Source organism: Achromobacter pestifer (genome assembly GCF_013267355.1).
GTDB lineage: Bacteria > Pseudomonadota > Gammaproteobacteria > Burkholderiales > Burkholderiaceae_B > Achromobacter > Achromobacter pestifer_A.
The window spans coordinates 1,972,752-1,987,757 of record NZ_CP053985.1 but is presented as its reverse complement, the minus strand read 5'-3'; the positions used below and the strand labels follow the sequence as shown (position 1 = coordinate 1,987,757).

13 protein-coding genes are annotated in these 15,006 nt (G+C 67.3%); 7 read left to right on the top strand and 6 right to left on the bottom strand.

The window, feature by feature from the left end:
- Positions 1-6: 6 nt before the first annotated feature.
- The 6 genes from FOC84_RS09640 to gtdA all read right to left on the bottom strand — a co-directional run bounded on the left by FOC84_RS09640 (position 7) and on the right by gtdA (position 5,265).
- Positions 7-1,359, bottom strand: coding sequence for an FAD-dependent oxidoreductase (locus FOC84_RS09640; protein ID WP_173144220.1), 1,353 nt, complete (start codon positions 1,357-1,359; stop codon positions 7-9).
- A 46-nt stretch (positions 1,360-1,405) separates the two neighbouring features.
- Positions 1,406-2,407: a Bug family tripartite tricarboxylate transporter substrate binding protein gene (locus FOC84_RS09635; RefSeq protein ID WP_173144219.1), complete on the bottom strand. Its 1,002-nt coding sequence runs from the start codon at positions 2,405-2,407 to the stop codon at positions 1,406-1,408.
- Positions 2,400-2,783, bottom strand: a complete 384-nt coding sequence (locus FOC84_RS09630; RefSeq protein WP_173144218.1) for a chorismate mutase — start codon at positions 2,781-2,783, stop codon at positions 2,400-2,402. The genes FOC84_RS09635 and FOC84_RS09630 overlap by 8 nt, the downstream gene beginning before the upstream one ends.
- Positions 2,780-3,418 carry a maleylacetoacetate isomerase gene (gene maiA, locus FOC84_RS09625; protein ID WP_173144217.1) on the bottom strand — a complete coding sequence of 213 codons (639 nt, stop codon included), beginning with the start codon at positions 3,416-3,418 and terminating at the stop codon, positions 2,780-2,782. The genes FOC84_RS09630 and maiA overlap by 4 nt, the downstream gene beginning before the upstream one ends.
- A 17-nt stretch (positions 3,419-3,435) precedes the next feature.
- Positions 3,436-4,134, bottom strand: coding sequence for a fumarylacetoacetate hydrolase family protein (locus FOC84_RS09620; RefSeq protein ID WP_173144216.1), 699 nt, complete (start codon positions 4,132-4,134; stop codon positions 3,436-3,438).
- A gap of 78 nt (positions 4,135-4,212) precedes the next feature.
- Positions 4,213-5,265, bottom strand: a complete 1,053-nt coding sequence (gtdA, locus tag FOC84_RS09615) for a gentisate 1,2-dioxygenase (RefSeq protein ID WP_173144215.1) — start codon at positions 5,263-5,265, stop codon at positions 4,213-4,215.
- A 167-nt stretch (positions 5,266-5,432) separates the two neighbouring features.
- On the opposite strand from gtdA, the gene FOC84_RS09610 reads away from it, so the two are divergent.
- The 7 genes from FOC84_RS09610 (at position 5,433) to FOC84_RS09580 (ending at position 14,998) form a co-directional block, all read left to right on the top strand.
- Positions 5,433-6,368, top strand: coding sequence for a LysR family transcriptional regulator (locus FOC84_RS09610; protein WP_173144214.1), 936 nt, complete (start codon positions 5,433-5,435; stop codon positions 6,366-6,368).
- The gene (locus FOC84_RS09605; RefSeq protein ID WP_173144213.1) at positions 6,368-6,913 is read left to right on the top strand and encodes a hypothetical protein; all 546 of its coding nucleotides are present in this window, start codon (positions 6,368-6,370) and stop codon (positions 6,911-6,913) included. The genes FOC84_RS09610 and FOC84_RS09605 overlap by 1 nt, the downstream gene beginning before the upstream one ends.
- Before the next feature lie 1,171 nt (positions 6,914-8,084).
- Complete coding sequence (locus FOC84_RS09600) at positions 8,085-10,436, top strand: bifunctional salicylyl-CoA 5-hydroxylase/oxidoreductase (protein ID WP_173144212.1); 2,352 nt, start codon at positions 8,085-8,087, stop codon at positions 10,434-10,436.
- Positions 10,433-11,224, top strand: coding sequence for an SDR family NAD(P)-dependent oxidoreductase (locus tag FOC84_RS09595; RefSeq protein ID WP_173144211.1), 792 nt, complete (start codon positions 10,433-10,435; stop codon positions 11,222-11,224). Before FOC84_RS09600 ends, FOC84_RS09595 begins: the two co-directional genes overlap by 4 nt.
- A 41-nt stretch (positions 11,225-11,265) precedes the next feature.
- Entirely contained in the window at positions 11,266-12,123 is an 858-nt protein-coding gene (locus FOC84_RS09590; protein ID WP_088157824.1) for an enoyl-CoA hydratase family protein, read from the top strand.
- A gap of 2 nt (positions 12,124-12,125) precedes the next feature.
- Positions 12,126-13,295, top strand: coding sequence for an acyl-CoA dehydrogenase family protein (locus tag FOC84_RS09585; protein ID WP_173144210.1), 1,170 nt, complete (start codon positions 12,126-12,128; stop codon positions 13,293-13,295).
- 62 nt (positions 13,296-13,357) lie between these two features.
- Complete coding sequence (locus FOC84_RS09580) at positions 13,358-14,998, top strand: AMP-binding protein (RefSeq protein WP_173144209.1); 1,641 nt, start codon at positions 13,358-13,360, stop codon at positions 14,996-14,998.
- Positions 14,999-15,006 lie beyond the last annotated feature (8 nt).

Genomic DNA, 15,006 nt, shown 5'->3' with positions numbered 1-15,006 from the left:
CGCCGTTCAGTCCTGGCCGCCCAGGAACACGCCTTGTTTCGTCAACTGCGCCTGCAAGGCGGGAATGGGCACATCGCCCGGCGCGATGCCGGCGCGCAGCGCCATCGCGGCGGCCGTGCCCGCCGCCTCGCCCATCACGAAACAGCTGCCGCTGACGCGCGCGGCCGACTGGCCTTCGTGCGTCATGGAGGCGCAGCGCCCGGCCACCAGCACGTTGCCGGCCACGCCCGGCGCGCGTTTGGGCACCATCATGCGGAACGGCAGCTGGTTATAGCCGCGCGATTCCGGGATCGGCGGCCAGAGCCATTGCACGTCGCCGGCCGTGTGCATTTCCAGGGGCCAGCCGTTGACGCCGATGCTGTCCGCAAAGTCGGCGCAGCCCAGCACGTCTTCCTTGCTCAACATGGCCTCGCCCACGATGCGGCGGGTTTCGCGTATGCCCAGCTGCGGGGCGATGTCCAGCACGTAGGCGTTTTCGAAGCCCGGCACCTTGGCGCGCAGGAAGGCCAGGTACTGCACGATCTGGCGGCGGCCTTCGAGCTCGCCGGCCGAGAGGGAGTCGGCATCGGTGCCGTCGGCCGCGCTGCCGTCGGCGTTGGCCAGCTGGGTCACGTTGACCCGCCATTCGTAATCATGCTTTTGCGGACGCACGATGGCGCCGCGGCGCGGGAAGGTGAATTCGCCGCTGGCCGCGGCCTGGTCCATCAGCTGCGGGATGGTCTTCCAGGCTTCCTGGGCGCGGGCGCCGTCGACATTGCCCACCTTGAACATCAGCGTCGGATAGAGCATGCCGCCGTGCTCGTCGCCCTTCTCGAAGGGCAGGCCGCCCCAGTGGGCGATGTCGGCGTCGCCCGAGCAATCGATGAAGACCCTGGCGCGCACGGCGCAGCGGCCGGACTTGGTCTCCAGGAACAGCGCGTCCACGCCACCATCCGCGCCGCGCGCCAGACCGGTGGCCAGGGCATGGAACAGCACCTGGGCGCCGCTGGCTTGCACCAGTCCGTCCGCCGCGCACTTGAAGGCCGAAATGTCGTAGGCCTGGGCGTGTATCTTGCCCAGGATCAGGTGCGGATCGTTGAGTCCGTCCAGGGCGCGCATGCGGTCCAGCAGTTCGTCGGTCATGCCGTGGACGACCTGCCGGATGTCGCCGCGGACGTTCGCGTGCAGGCCGCAGAAGTTGGATACGCCGGCGGCCGTGCCCATCCCTCCCAGGAAGCCGTAGCGTTCCACCAGCAGCACGCTGGCGCCATTGCGCGCGGCGCTGGCCGTGGCCAGCAGGCCGGCGGGGCCGCCGCCCAGCACGACGACGTCATACTCGCCGTAGAGCGGAACCTGGCGGGCGGGTTCGGTGATGAGCATCCGGTGTACTCCTTGCTTGGGTTGCGCCGCGCGGGCGGGCGCCGGTTTACTGGCCCTTGATGCCCAGCTTCTTGATCAACGGTTCCCAGCGCTTGAGCTCGTCGTCCATGTAGGCGCGGAACTGGACAGGCGTGGTGGCGGCGGGATCCATGAACTGCGCTTGCAGGCGCTTGGTGACTTCGGGGTCGCGGATGGCCTGGATCAGCGCGTCGGACAGTTTCTGCTGGATGTCGGCGGGGACCTTGGACGAGATCACGAAGCCGATCCACGCCGAGCCCTCGATGCCTTGCACGCCGACTTCAGCCAGCGTCGGAATCTCGGGCAGCAGCGCGGAACGCTTGGACGAGGTGACGGCCAGCGCCTTCAGGCGCCCGTCCTTCACCATGGGCATGACGGCGATGGGGGGCAGGGCGGCGAACTGCGTGTCGCCGGACAGCAGCGAGGTCAGCGCGGCGGGCGACGAGGGATAGGGCACGTGGGTGGCGCGCGCGCCGGTCTGCTGCAGCATGAGTTCCACGGCCAGGTGCGACACCGTGCCGGCGCCGGTGGACGGGAAGTTGTATTTGTCCGAATTCTTCTTCAGCGCTTCCAGCAACTGGCCGATGTTGGCGATGCCGGCCGTGGCGGGCACGACCAGCACGTTGGGCTGGTGCACCGCCAGCGTCAGCGGCGACAGGTCGGTCGCTGGCGCATAGGGCAGCTTGTCGAACAGCAGCGTGTTGTTGACCAGCGGGCCGGTGATGGACACGCCGAAGGTGTAGCCGTCGGGCTTGGCGTTGGCGATGGCATAGGTGCCGATATTGCCGCTGGCGCCTGGCTTGTTCTCGATGACGATGGTCTGGCCCAGGATGGCGCCGGCCTTCTCGCCGACGATGCGCGCCACCTGGTCGGGGCTGGAGCCAGGACCGAAGGGTACGACGGCCTTGAGCGGCTGGGCCGGCCAGGCCTGGGCATGCGCGGCGCCCAGGGGTATCACGGCAGCCAGTCCGAGGATCAGCGCCAGGCAGGCGTTGCGGCGCGCCAGCGGCGGCGTGGAGAGCTTATGCATGGGTGTCTCCCAGGTCCTTCATGGTGTTGAAGTAGGTCTGCTCGTTGGCGATGAAGGCGGCGACCATGGCGCGGTAGGTGGCGTCCACCACCTGGTCCAGATTGGCGAAGCCCTGGTTGTGGCGTTCGGCCAGCAGGCGCGCCTTTTCGAAGACTTGCGCCTGGCGGGCGGGCGCGCTGACCTGGAAAGCGTCGCGCTTGAAGCGCGCGGCGTCCTTCACGTACATGGCGCGCTCGGCGATCAGGCGCACGATCTCGTCGTCCAGCCGGTCGATGTTGGCGCGCACGTCCGCCAGCGTGGCGCACAAGGGGCGGTAGGCCGGGTCGGTGTATTCGCGCAGCGGCTTGCCCTGGGTGTCGGGTTCCTGATTGCTCATGGGGTGTAGTCCGGTTGCTGCGTAGGGGCGGCCTGTTGGAAGGCAGGCTGCGCGTTGCAATGTTCGTATACGCGGAGTGCGCGGGGATAGAGGGAAAGATCGCAGCCCATGCGCTGCGCGTTCGCCATCTGCGGCACCAGGCAGCAGTCCGCCAGCGTGGGCGCGTCGCCGTAGCAGTAGGCGCCGTGGCCGTGGCGGACCAGCATCGCTTCCACGGCCGTCATGCCCTCACGGATCCAGTGGTGGTACCAGGCGTTCTTCTGCTCGTCGCTGGCGCCCAGCACGTCCTGCAGATAGCGCAGGATGCGCATGTTGTTGACCGGATGGATGTCGCAGGAAATCGCGTCGGATAGCTCCAGCACGCGCGCCCGCTCCAGCGTGTCGGTCGGGATCAGGCGTGGCTCGGGGTAGGTGGCGTCCAGGTAGTCGACGATGGCCAGCGACTGCGACAACCGGGTGTCGCCGTCGATCAGCAGGGGCACGCCTGCCGACGGGTTCTTGTCCATGTAGTCCGCAGCGCGCTGTTCCTGCTTGCGCAGGTTCACGGGCAGGTACTCGTAGGACTGGCCCTTGAGCGCCAGCGCGATGCGTACGCGGTAGGAGGTGGAGCTGTTGAAGAAGCTGTGCAGTTGCATGCGGGTTCCCGGAAGGTTCAGACCATCTGCACGCTGAGCGTGCCCAGGCCGTCCACGCCGCCTACCATCTTGTCGCCGCGCACCACCGGGCCCACGCCTTCGGGCGTGCCGGTGTAGATCAGGTCGCCGGCTTCCAGGTGGAAGTACTTGGACAGGTAGGCGACGGTCTCGGCGACGGACCAGATCAGCTTGCCGATGTCGCTACGCTGCTTGTCGGCGCCGTTGACCTGCAGCCAGATGGCGGCCTGGTCGATGCTTTTGACGGAGCCGGCCGGATGCAGCGGACCGATGGGAGCGCTCTGGTCGAAGGCCTTGCCCAGTTCCCAGGGGCGGCCAGCTTCGCGCATCTTCATCTGCAGGTCGCGGCGGGTCATGTCCAGGCCCACGGCGTAGCCCCAGACGTGTTGCAGCGCCTGTTCGACGGCGATGTTGGCGCCGCCCTTGCCAATGGCCGCGACCAGTTCGATCTCGTAGTGCAGGTTGGCGGTTTCAGAAGGATAGGGCAGCGACAGCGTGCTGCCCTCGGCCACCGGCACCACGGCGTCAGCCGGCTTGCAGAAGAAGAACGGCGGTTCGCGGTCGGGGTCGAAGCCCATCTCGCGGGCGTGGGCGGCGTAGTTGCGGCCGACGCAGTAGACGCGGCGCACAGGGAAGCGGTCCTGGCTGCCGGCGACGGGCACGGCGACGGGGGCGGCGGGGTCAAAGACGAAAGACATGAGTCACCTTTTTTGCAAGCAGGGCCGGGACTTGGCGCGGCCCTGGTCTGAAATGGAAGAAGAGGAAAGCGGCGGCCGTCAGCCGACGCGCGCTTCGCGCCATACACCCAGTGCGTCCTGCACGGGGCGGTCGGAATAGCTGAACAGGGTGGCGTCGTCCAGCGCGGCCAGTTGGACGGGTTGCCAGGATGGCGCGACGAAGACGTCGCGCGGGCCGAAGTGGAATTCCTGGTCGCCGATGCGGGCCGTGCCACGGCCCTCGACCACGCTGTAAACGGTGGAGTCGGTGCTGCGGTAGGTCTTGCCCTGGAAGCCGGCGGGCAGGAATTGCATGAAGGTCGCCATGGTCGGCATGGGGTAGCCGCCGGTGGCCGGGTTCAGGTAGCGCAGCTTCACGCCGTCCCAGGGATCCAGTTCTCCGTGGCGGTAGAGCTGGTCCAGCGCTTCGCGGCTGCGCTCGTAGGGGTAGTTGAAGATGGGCGAGGTGCCGCTGGACGTCTGGTGGCGCACCGGCGCCATGTTGTGGCCGTAGCGCGCCATGCTGTCGCCTTCGGGGCGAGTCACGGGCTGGGTGGCCGAGGGGTAGTTTTCGGCGAAGCCCGCGTCCAGGAAGCGCAGCAGCGGGATGTCCAGGCCGTCCAGCCAGACCACGGGCTCGCCGCCCTCGGCGGTCTCGGCGTTGCCATGGTCATGCCAGGTCCAGGACGGCGTGATGATGAAGTCGCCGGGGTGCATGGTGGTGCGCTCGCCGTTGACGGCGGTGTAGGCGCCGCGGCCTTCGACGATGAAGCGCAGCGCCGATTGCGTGTGGCGGTGGCTGGGCGCGATCTCGCCGGGCAGGATCAGTTGCAGGCCCGCGTACAGGCTCTGGGTGATGCTGGCCTGACCGGGCAGGCCGGGATTTTCCAGGATGAGCACGCGCCGCACGGCTTCTTCCGCCGTGATGAGCGAGCCGGACGCCATGACGTCGTCGCGCACGTCCTCGTACTTCCAGATGGCGGGGACGCAGCGCGGCGCGGGTTCGCGCGGCACCAGGTTGTGCAGCGACTCCCACAGGGGCGCCATGTGCTTTTTGGCGATGCGTGCGTAATAGGCGGCGCGATCCGCGCCGGGGGGGTGACCGTCGGGCATGCTTGTCTCCGGAATGTCCGGCTGGCGCCGGCTTCGCGTGGCCGCCGCGTGGCTCGCGGCTGGTCCTGATATGGAGACGATTATGCGTAAGGAGCTATGTGTTTTGAAATGAAATTATCTTATTATCCATACCAATAAGAATATACATAGACGAGACGAGGGCCTGCATGGACTGGACCCACCGGTTGCGCCTGCGCAATCTGAAAATGCTGCTCAGCCTGGCCCAGACCCGCAACATCAGCCATTCGGCGGCGATGCTCAACACCACGCAGCCGGGCTTGTCCAAGTGGCTGAAGGATCTGGAAGACGACATCGGGCTGCCATTGTTCGAACGGCACGCGCGCGGCTTGCGGCCGACGCCGCATGGCGACGTGCTGATCGCGCACGCCCAGCGGGTGGAAGCGCAGCTGGACCGCGCCAGCGCGGACATGGCGGCGTTGCGCGAAGGCGGCGGCGGCCGGGTGGTGATAGGCGCGTCGGGCGCGTCGGCGTCGGACACCGTGCCGCTGGCGGTGATGAAGCTGCTGGATCGTATGCCGCAGGCCCGCGTGAAGCTGGTGGAGGGCACGACCGACCGCCTGCTGGCGCAGTTGGCGCAGGGCGATCTGGACATCGTGGTGGGGCGTTCGGCGCCGGAGCATCACGACCCGGCGATCCGCTTCGAGGCGTTGTACCTGGAACCCATCCATCTGGTGGCGCGGCCGCGGCATCCGCTGTTCGCGATCGAGCAACCGTCCTGGCCGGATCTGCTGTCCTACCGCTGGATCCTGTGGCCCAAGGGCACGCCGATCCGCAATGCGGTGGACGCGGCGCTGGCGGCGGCGGGACAGGCGCCTCCGCCGGACCATGTCGAATCCAATTCGGTAACCATCAATCTCACGCTGATCAACAACAGCGACATGATCGGGGTGGCTTCGCATCGGGCCGCGTTGCGGTTTTCGCAGATGCGGGCGATGCGGATCATTCCGGTGCGCCTGTCTGGGTTCGGGTCGGTGGCGATGTACTGGCGCGAGGACGCGTTCCGTCCGATCGCGGTGCAAGAGGCGATGGCGGCGTTGCGGAACACGGTGGCGGAACACGCGCCGGGCGCGGCGAGGGCGTGATGGATGCGCCGCGCGCGGGGCTCAACGCGTTGATCGCGCAGTGCCGCAAGCTGGAGGCGGCGCTGCCCGGGCAGGACGAAACCGCCACCTCGGCGGCGATGCATCGCTTCGTGGCGGAGATGGATGCGCGTCGCGCGCCGCCGGGGATGTGGTCGCCGCTGGTGCTGGCGGTGCTGGTGATGATGGGCGGGCTGGGCGTCGGGATAGGGGTGCTGAGCCTGCTGCTGCATGGCGCGGGGGCTGCGATGGCGGCGTTTGCCTTGGTGCTGGTTTGCGCGGCGACGGCGTTGGCGTTGGCTATCGGGGTGGTGGCGTTCATGGGCGGGCATGCGTTCGGGCTGGTGGTGCTGAAGCGGCTGGCTTTGGGGTTGATTGCTGTCGGGTTTCTGGGCGTGATTGCGTGGACGCAGGGGGATGTGCGGGCGGTGGGGCCGGTGGTGGCGTTGCTGGGCGGGTTGGGGGCTTGGCTGGTGCTCAATAGCAATGGGTTTTATGTGTTTGCTGGGTATCAGATGGCTCGTCGGTATATGGAGCGTGGGCGGTGATGGTTCTGTGGATGTGAGGTTTGGTGCTTGAGGTGGCGGTTGGTTCTTAAGGCGCCTGTCGCGTCGGCGGCCTGCGGGGCGCGGGGCAACGATTGCGGTCCGGAGCGTTCGCTCCGGACTGCCCCGTCCTCATCCTCGTCACCGCCTGCGGCGGTTCCTTCGGATTCCGTCGGGCTTATCGACGCCCCGCGCCCCGCAGGCCGCCGACGCGACAGGCTCTGCCGGCTGAATCTCGACGGGCGCTGGGGCGGGTGGCGTGCTTGGCATTCTGGCCCGCATCGGGGTGTGGTGGCGTGTCTTGCGGGGCCCGCCCCAGGCCGGCCGCGCGGGCGGCCTTTTGGGGCTTACGCGGCGTCTTGCGTCGCGCGATGGCGCTGCGCGCTGGTGGCGGGGCCGGCTCGTGGTGATGCGTATGGCAAGCGAGAAGCGGATCTGGGTTTGGTGGGGTGCGGTGTCGGCATGATGGTCAAGCGTGCGGGCCGTCCATTAGTCATCACTTCAACGCGGGTGCCGGATGGGTGGCGCGCGTCCGGGTCTGCATGCGCAAGCGGCTGTCCATCGCGCGCCACCCATCACCACCCACCCCCCTGAAGGCTGGATACCAGTAGCAAGCCGCTGATCGCATGCGCGCAAGCGAACACAATAGAAATCCAAGAAATCACGTATGTCATTCTCGGCCGCCCGCGCGGCCGAGAATGACGAGCAATCAACGATTCGCCCCTGACCCCAGCTCCAGCAGCGCAACAAGCCCAGACACCGATAGCTCGTCGGCGCAGGTGGGGTGGCGGCTCGCAACCTCGATGCGCCCGAGGGAATCCGAAGGCAGCCGCCGCAGGCGGCCACGAGGATGACGACGGGGCAGTCCGGAGCGAACGCTCCGGACCGCAATCGTGGGCGCGAGCCGCCACCCCGCCTGCGCCGACGAGCGGCCTACGGCAACACGGCCGTGACCAAAAACCCGCCACCCCAGCAGCGAACCCAGCGACAACCCCACCAAGAGAATCCAGAAGCCGTCCCCATTTACCCACCCCAAGTATCTAGATACTTTCCCCATTTGCACCTTGGCACCTTCAGGTATATATTTCAAGCCTAAACTATCCAGGTTTAAATATCTGCGGCCCCAGCTCCAGGAATTCAGAGCGGTAGTCGCTTACCACGGAGCGTTACGGCAATGAAAATAGTCTGCATCGGCGGTGGCCCCGCTGGCCTGTATTTCGGTCTGCTCATGAAGCTGCAAGACCCCGCCAACGAAGTCACCGTGATCGAGCGCAACCGCCCTTACGACACTTTCGGTTGGGGCGTGGTGTTTTCGGACGCGACCATGCAGAACCTGCGTGAAGCCGACCCCGTTTCCGCCCAGACCATCGGCGACGCCTTCAACCACTGGGACGACATCGACATCAACTTCAAGGGCCGCAGCATCCGCAGCAGCGGCCACGGCTTCATCGGCATTGGCCGCAAGAAGCTGCTGAACATCCTGCAGGCGCGCTGCGAGGACGTCGGCGTGAAGCTGGTGTTCGAGAACTTCGTGCAGGACGACCAGGCCATCGCCCGCGAATACGACGCCGACCTGGTCATCGCCTCGGACGGCATCAACAGCCAGATCCGCACCCGCTACACGGACACCTTCCACCCCGACATCGACCAGCGCCGCTGCCGCTTCGTGTGGCTGGGCACCAAGAAGGTATTCGACGCTTTCACCTTCGCCTTCGTCCAGACCGAACACGGCTGGTTCCAGGCGCACGCCTACCGCTATGAAGACGGCATGTCCACCTTCATCGTGGAAACGCCCGAGGAAACCTGGCAGGCCGCCGGCATCGAGCAGATGAGCCAGGAAGAGGGCATCGCCTACTGCGAAAAGCTGTTCGCGCCCTGGCTGGACGGCAATCCGCTGATCAGCAACGCCACGCACCTGCGCGGCTCGGCCATCTGGATCCGCTTCCCGCGCGTCATCTGCAATACCTGGGTGCACTGGAACAATCTGGAAACCGCTCGCGGCCAGCGCCGCGTGCCCGTGGTGCTGATGGGCGACGCCGCCCACACCGCGCACTTCTCGATCGGCTCGGGCACCAAGCTGGCGCTGGAGGATTCCATCGAGCTGGCGCGCTGCCTGAGCGGCGCCGAAGGCAGCGTGGAAGCGGGCCTGAAGCACTACGAGGAAGTGCGCAGCGTCGAAGTGCTGAAGATCCAGAACGCCGCCCGCAACTCCACCGAATGGTTCGAGAACGTCGAGCGTTATGCCGACCTGGAGCCTGAACAGTTCGCTTATTCGCTGCTGACGCGCTCGCAGCGGATTTCGCACGAGAACCTGCGCCTGCGCGATCCGGCCTGGCTGGAAGGTTTCGAGCGCTGGATCGCGGAACGCGCCGGCGCCGCAGCGGCGCCTGGCCAGCGGCCCGCGATGCCCATGCTGACGCCCTACCAGGCGCGCGGCGTGCGGCTGAAGAATCGCGTCATGGTGTCGCCGATGGCCATGTACTCGTGCACCGACGGCGTGCCGGGCGATTTCCACCTGGTGCACCTGGGCGCGCGCGCCATGGGCGGCGCCGGCCTGGTCATGGTCGAGATGACCTGCGTGTCGCCGGACGGCCGCATCACGCCGGGCTGCCCGGGCCTCTGGAATGACGAGCAGCGCGACGCGTTCGCCCGCATCGTCGGCTTCGTGCATGGCAACAGCGACGCCCGCATCGGCCTGCAGTTGGGCCACGCCGGCCGCAAGGGTTCCACGCAACTGGGCTGGCAGAAGATCGACCACCCGCTGGCCGAGGGCAACTGGCCGCTGATGTCGGCGTCGGCCCTGCCGTACATCGAAGGTGTGTCGCAGACGCCGCATGCCATGACGCGCGCCGACATGGACGACGTGCGCGACAACTTCGTCGCCGCGGCCCGCCGCGCCGAGCAGGCCGGCTTCGACTGGCTGGAGCTGCACTGCGCCCACGGCTACCTGCTGTCCAGCTTCATTTCGCCGCTGACCAACCAGCGCGCCGACGAATACGGCGGCAGCCTGGAGAACCGCCTGCGCTTCCCGCTGGAGGTGTTCTACGCCGTGCGCGCCGTCTGGCCCGAGAACAAGCCCATGTCGGTGCGGATTTCCGCCAGCGACTGGGTCGAAGGCGGCATCACCGCCGATGATGCGGTGGAGATCGCGCGCCACTTCAAGAACGCCGGCGCCGACATGATCGACTGCTCGTCCGGCCAGGTCAGCAAGGAAGAAAAACCGGTCTACGGCCGCATGTTCCAGACCCCGTTCGCCGACCGCGTGCGCAACGAGGCGGGCATCCCGACCATCGCGGTGGGCGCCATCTTCGAGGCTGACCACGCCAACGGCATCATCGCCTCGGGCCGCGCCGACCTTTGCGCCCTGGCACGTCCCCATTTGGCTGACGCCTCCTGGACGCTACGCGAAGCGGCGCGAGTGGGCTACCGTGATGTTTCGTGGCCGAACCAGTACTTCGCCGGCAAGCGCCAACTGGAAACCAACTTCGAACGCGCCGCCGCCATGGCGCACCTGGACATCAAATGAACGCAATTCCGCTCCCGTTGGCCGGACGCCACGCCTTGGTGACGGGCGGCGCCCGCGGTATCGGGCTGGCTTGCGCCCGGGCGCTGCTGCAGCGCGGCGCGCGCGTCACGCTGCTGGGCCGCGATGGCGCGGCGCTGGACGCCGCGGCCGACAGCCTGGCCAGCCTGGGCCAGGTGCAGGCCGTCAGCGCCGACATCGCCAACGAAGCTTCGGTGCGGGCGGCCTTCGCCCAGGCCGAGGCCGAGTTCGGGCCGGTGCTGGTGCTGGTGAACAACGCCGGCCAGGCGGTCAGCCAGCGCTTTGACCGCACCGACGCGGCGCTGTGGCAGTCCATGCTGGACGTCAACCTGACCGGCACCTTCCACTGCACCCAGGCCGCCTTGCCGGGCATGCTGCAGGAAAAATGGGGCCGGGTAATCAACGTGGCCAGCACCGCCGGCCTCATCGGCTACGGCTACGTCAGCGCCTATTGCGCCGCCAAGCACGGCGTGATCGGCCTGACCCGCTCGCTGGCGCTGGAAACCGCGCAGAAGGGCGTCACGGTCAACGCCGTGTGCCCCGGCTACACCGAAACCGACATTGTGCGCGGCGCGGTGTCGAACATCGTCGACAAGACCGGCATGACGCCGGACGACGCCCGCGCCAAGCTGGCCGAACGCAACCCCCAGGGCCGCCTGGTGCAGCCCGAGGAAGTGGCCGAGACGGTCGCCTGGCTGGCGCTGCCGGCCTCGGCCTCGGTTAATGGTCAGGCCATCGCCGTAGACGGCGGCGAAGTAATGACCGGCTGAAGCCGGCGCCCCATCCACCCCAATTCACGAACGGAGACACCATGAGCACCCAGCCCGAAGAACACACCATGAAACACCACAAGCGTCCGTTTGCCGGCTATCAGGCCAAGACGTTCCTGTGGCAGGTGTCGGCCGACGGCAAGATCGGCACGGTGACGCTGAACCGCCCCGAGCGCAAGAATCCGCTGACGTTCGATTCCTACGCCGAGCTGCGCGACCTGTTCCGCGCGCTGGTGTACGCCACCGACATCAAGGTCGTGGTGGTGACGGGCGCGGGCGGCAATTTCTGCTCGGGCGGCGACGTGCACGAGATCATCGGGCCGCTGACCAAGATGAGCATGCCGGAGCTGCTGGACTTCACCCGCATGACGGGCGATCTGGTCAAGGCCATGCGCGCCTGCCCGCAACCCATCGTGGCGGCGGTCGACGGCATTTGCGCCGGTGCGGGCGCCATGGTGGCGCTGGCCTCGGACATGCGTCTGGGCACGCCCGCCGCGCGCACTGCTTTCCTGTTCACGCGCGTGGGCCTGGCCGGCGCCGACATGGGCGCCTGCACCCTGCTGCCGCGCATGATCGGCCAGGGCCGCGCTTCCGAATTGCTTTACACGGGCCGCGCCATGACGGCGGAAGAGGGCGCGAGCTGGGGCTTCTTCAACGCCTTGCATGAACCCGGCGCGCTGGCTGATGCGGCCCAGACGCTGGCCGCGCAGCTGGCCGCGGGCCCGACCTTCGCTCACGGCGTGACCAAGAAGCTGCTGCATCAAGAGTGGAACATGGGCGTGGATGAGGCCATCGAGGCCGAAGCCGAGGCCCAGGCCATCTGCATGCAGACGCGCGATTTCCGTCGCGCCTACGACGCTTTCGTAGCCAAGCAAAAACCGGTGTTCCAAGGGGACTGAGCATGCGCGACGCAAGCTGGCTGGATTGGCCGTTTTTTGACGATGCGCACCGCAAGCTGGCGCACGAGGTCGACGCCTGGTGCGAGGCGTCCCTGGGGGACGTGGATCACCATGACGCCGACGGCGCCTGCAAGAAGCTGGTGCGCGCCATGGGCGAGGCTGGCTGGCTGCGCTATGCGGTCGCGGGCGGCCCTGGCGGCGCCTGGGGCGGCGCATTGCCGGAAGTGGACTCCCGCGCCGTCTGCATCCTGCGCGAAACCCTGGCGCGCCATGAAGGGCTGGCCGACTTCGCTTTCGCGATGCAGGGCTTGGGCAGCGGCGCCATTTCGCTGATGGGCTCGGACGAGCTGCGCCAGCGCTACCTGCCGCGCGTGGCTCGTGGCGAAGCTATCGCCGCCTTTGCGTTGTCGGAACCCGACGCTGGATCGGACGTGGCCGCGCTGGCCTGCGAGGCCAGGCTGGACGGCGATCACTACGTGCTGAACGGCGCCAAGACATGGATCTCCAACGGCGGCATCGCGGACTTCTATTGCGTGTTCGCGCGCACCGGCGAAGCCCCCGGAGCGCGTGGCATCAGCGCCTTCGTGGTGGATGCCGATACGCCGGGCTTCGAGGTCAGCGAACGCATCGAGCTGATCGCGCCGCACCCGCTGGCGACCATTACGTTCGACAACTGCCGCATTCCGGTGTCGCACCGGCTGGGCGATGCGGGCCAGGGCTTCAAGCTGGCCATGATGACGCTGGATATCTTCCGCGCCTCGGTGGCGGCGGCGGCACTGGGTTTTGCGCGCCGGGCGCTGGACGAGGGTCTGGCGCGTTCCAAGTCGCGCCGCATGTTCGGCCAGACGCTGGCCGACCTGCAGCTGACGCAGGCCGCGCTGGGCGACATGGCGACTGCCATCGACGCCTCGGCCTTGCTGACCTATCGCGCGGCCTGGATGCGCGATGTGCTGAAGCAGCGCACCACGCGCGAAGCGGCAATGGCCAAGATGACGGCCACCGAATCGGCGCAGACCGTGATCGACCGAGCCTTGCAGATGTTTGGCGGCGCGGGCGTGGTGTCGGGGATGCCGGTGGAGAAGCTTTACAGGGAAATACGAGCGCTGCGGATTTACGAAGGCGCGACAGAAGTGCAGAAGTTGATCATTGCCCGTGAACTGCTGAAGGCGTAAGGCAGCCATCGAGCTCCGTCGTCCCGGCACAGCAAAAACACCGCAATAGCAAGGGGAATTCCATGGAAGCATCCGCCCACATCGACACTTTCGCCCGGGACAATCTGCCCCCGGGCGAACAATGGCCAGAGTTTCTGCTCGACGGCCCCGACGTGGCCTATCCGAAACGTTTCAACTGCGCGGTCGAACTGGTGGACGCCATGGTCGAGCGCGGCCATGGCGAGCGCGTCGCGCTGCGCTGGAGCGAGGACGGCAAGCCGGCCACGATGACCTATCGTGAACTGGCCGCACTGACCAACCGCATCGCCCGCGTGCTGGCCGAGGACATGGGGCTGGTGCCGGGCAACCGCCTGCTGCTGCGCGGGCCGAACAATCCGATGATGGCCGCCTCGTGGCTGGCGGCGATCAAGGCGGGGCTGGTGACGGTGCCGACGATGCCGCTGCTGCGCGCCAAGGAGCTCAAGCAGATCATCGACAAGGCGCAGATCCAGGCCGTGCTGTGCGATGCGCGGTTGAAGGACGAGGCGGAGTTTTGCACGCAGTCCAGCCATGAACATCATTGCCCCGGCCTGAAGAAGGTCATGTATTTCAACGACCAGGCGCCCGACGCGCTGGATACGTTGGCCGCGGCCAAGCCGGATACCTTTGATGTTTGCGATACGGCGGCCGACGACGTCTGCCTGATCGCCTTCACCAGCGGCACCACCGGCGCGCCCAAGGGCTGCATGCACTTCCACCGCGATGTGCTGGCGATGTGCGACCTGTTCCCCAAGCATGTCATCAAGCCGGGTCCGGACGATATTTTCTGCGGCACGCCGCCGCTGGCTTTCACCTTCGGCCTGGGCGGGCTGCTGTGCTTCCCGCTGCGCGTGGGCGCCAGCACGGTGTTGGCCGAGAAGCTGTCGCCGGAAAGCCTGTTGCAGCTGATCCAGGATTTCCGCGCCACCGTGGTGTTCACGGCGCCGACGTTCTACCGCCAGATGGCGGCGCTGGTGGGCAAGTTCGATCTGTCTTCGCTGAAGAAGAGCGTGTCGGCGGGCGAGGCGCTGCCGGATGCCACCCGTCAGCTCTGGAAGAAGGCCAGCGGCATCGAGATGATCGATGGCATCGGCGGCACCGAAATGATCCACGTGTTCGTGTCCAGCCCGCCGGAGTCGGTCAAGGCGGGCGCGATCGGCCGCGTGGTGCCGGGCTATGTGGCGCAGATCGTCGATGACGATATGAAGCCGGTGCCGAACGGCACGGTGGGCCGGCTGGCGATCAAGGGTCCCACGGGCTGCCGCTATCTGGCGGACGAGCGCCAGCGGCGCTTCGTGCAAGAGGGCTGGAACCTGCCGGGCGATACGTTCCTGCAGGACGACGACGGTTATTTCTTCTATCAGGCGCGCAATGACGACATGATCGTCTCGGCGGGCTACAACATCGCGGGTCCCGAGGTCGAGGACGCGCTGCTGCGCCACGAGGCCGTGGCGGAGTGCGGCGTGGTGGGCGCGGCGGACGACGAGCGCGGCCAGGTGGTCAAGGCGTTCGTGGTGCTCAAGCCGGGCTATGAGGCCGGCAGCGAGCTGGTGACGGCGCTGCAGCAGTTCGTGAAGGCCAATATTGCGCCTTACAAGTATCCCCGTGCCATCGAGTTTGTCGAGGCGCTGCCGCGCACCGAAACCGGCAAGCTGCAGCGTTTCGCGCTGCGCAAGATGGCCTGAACCGGCAA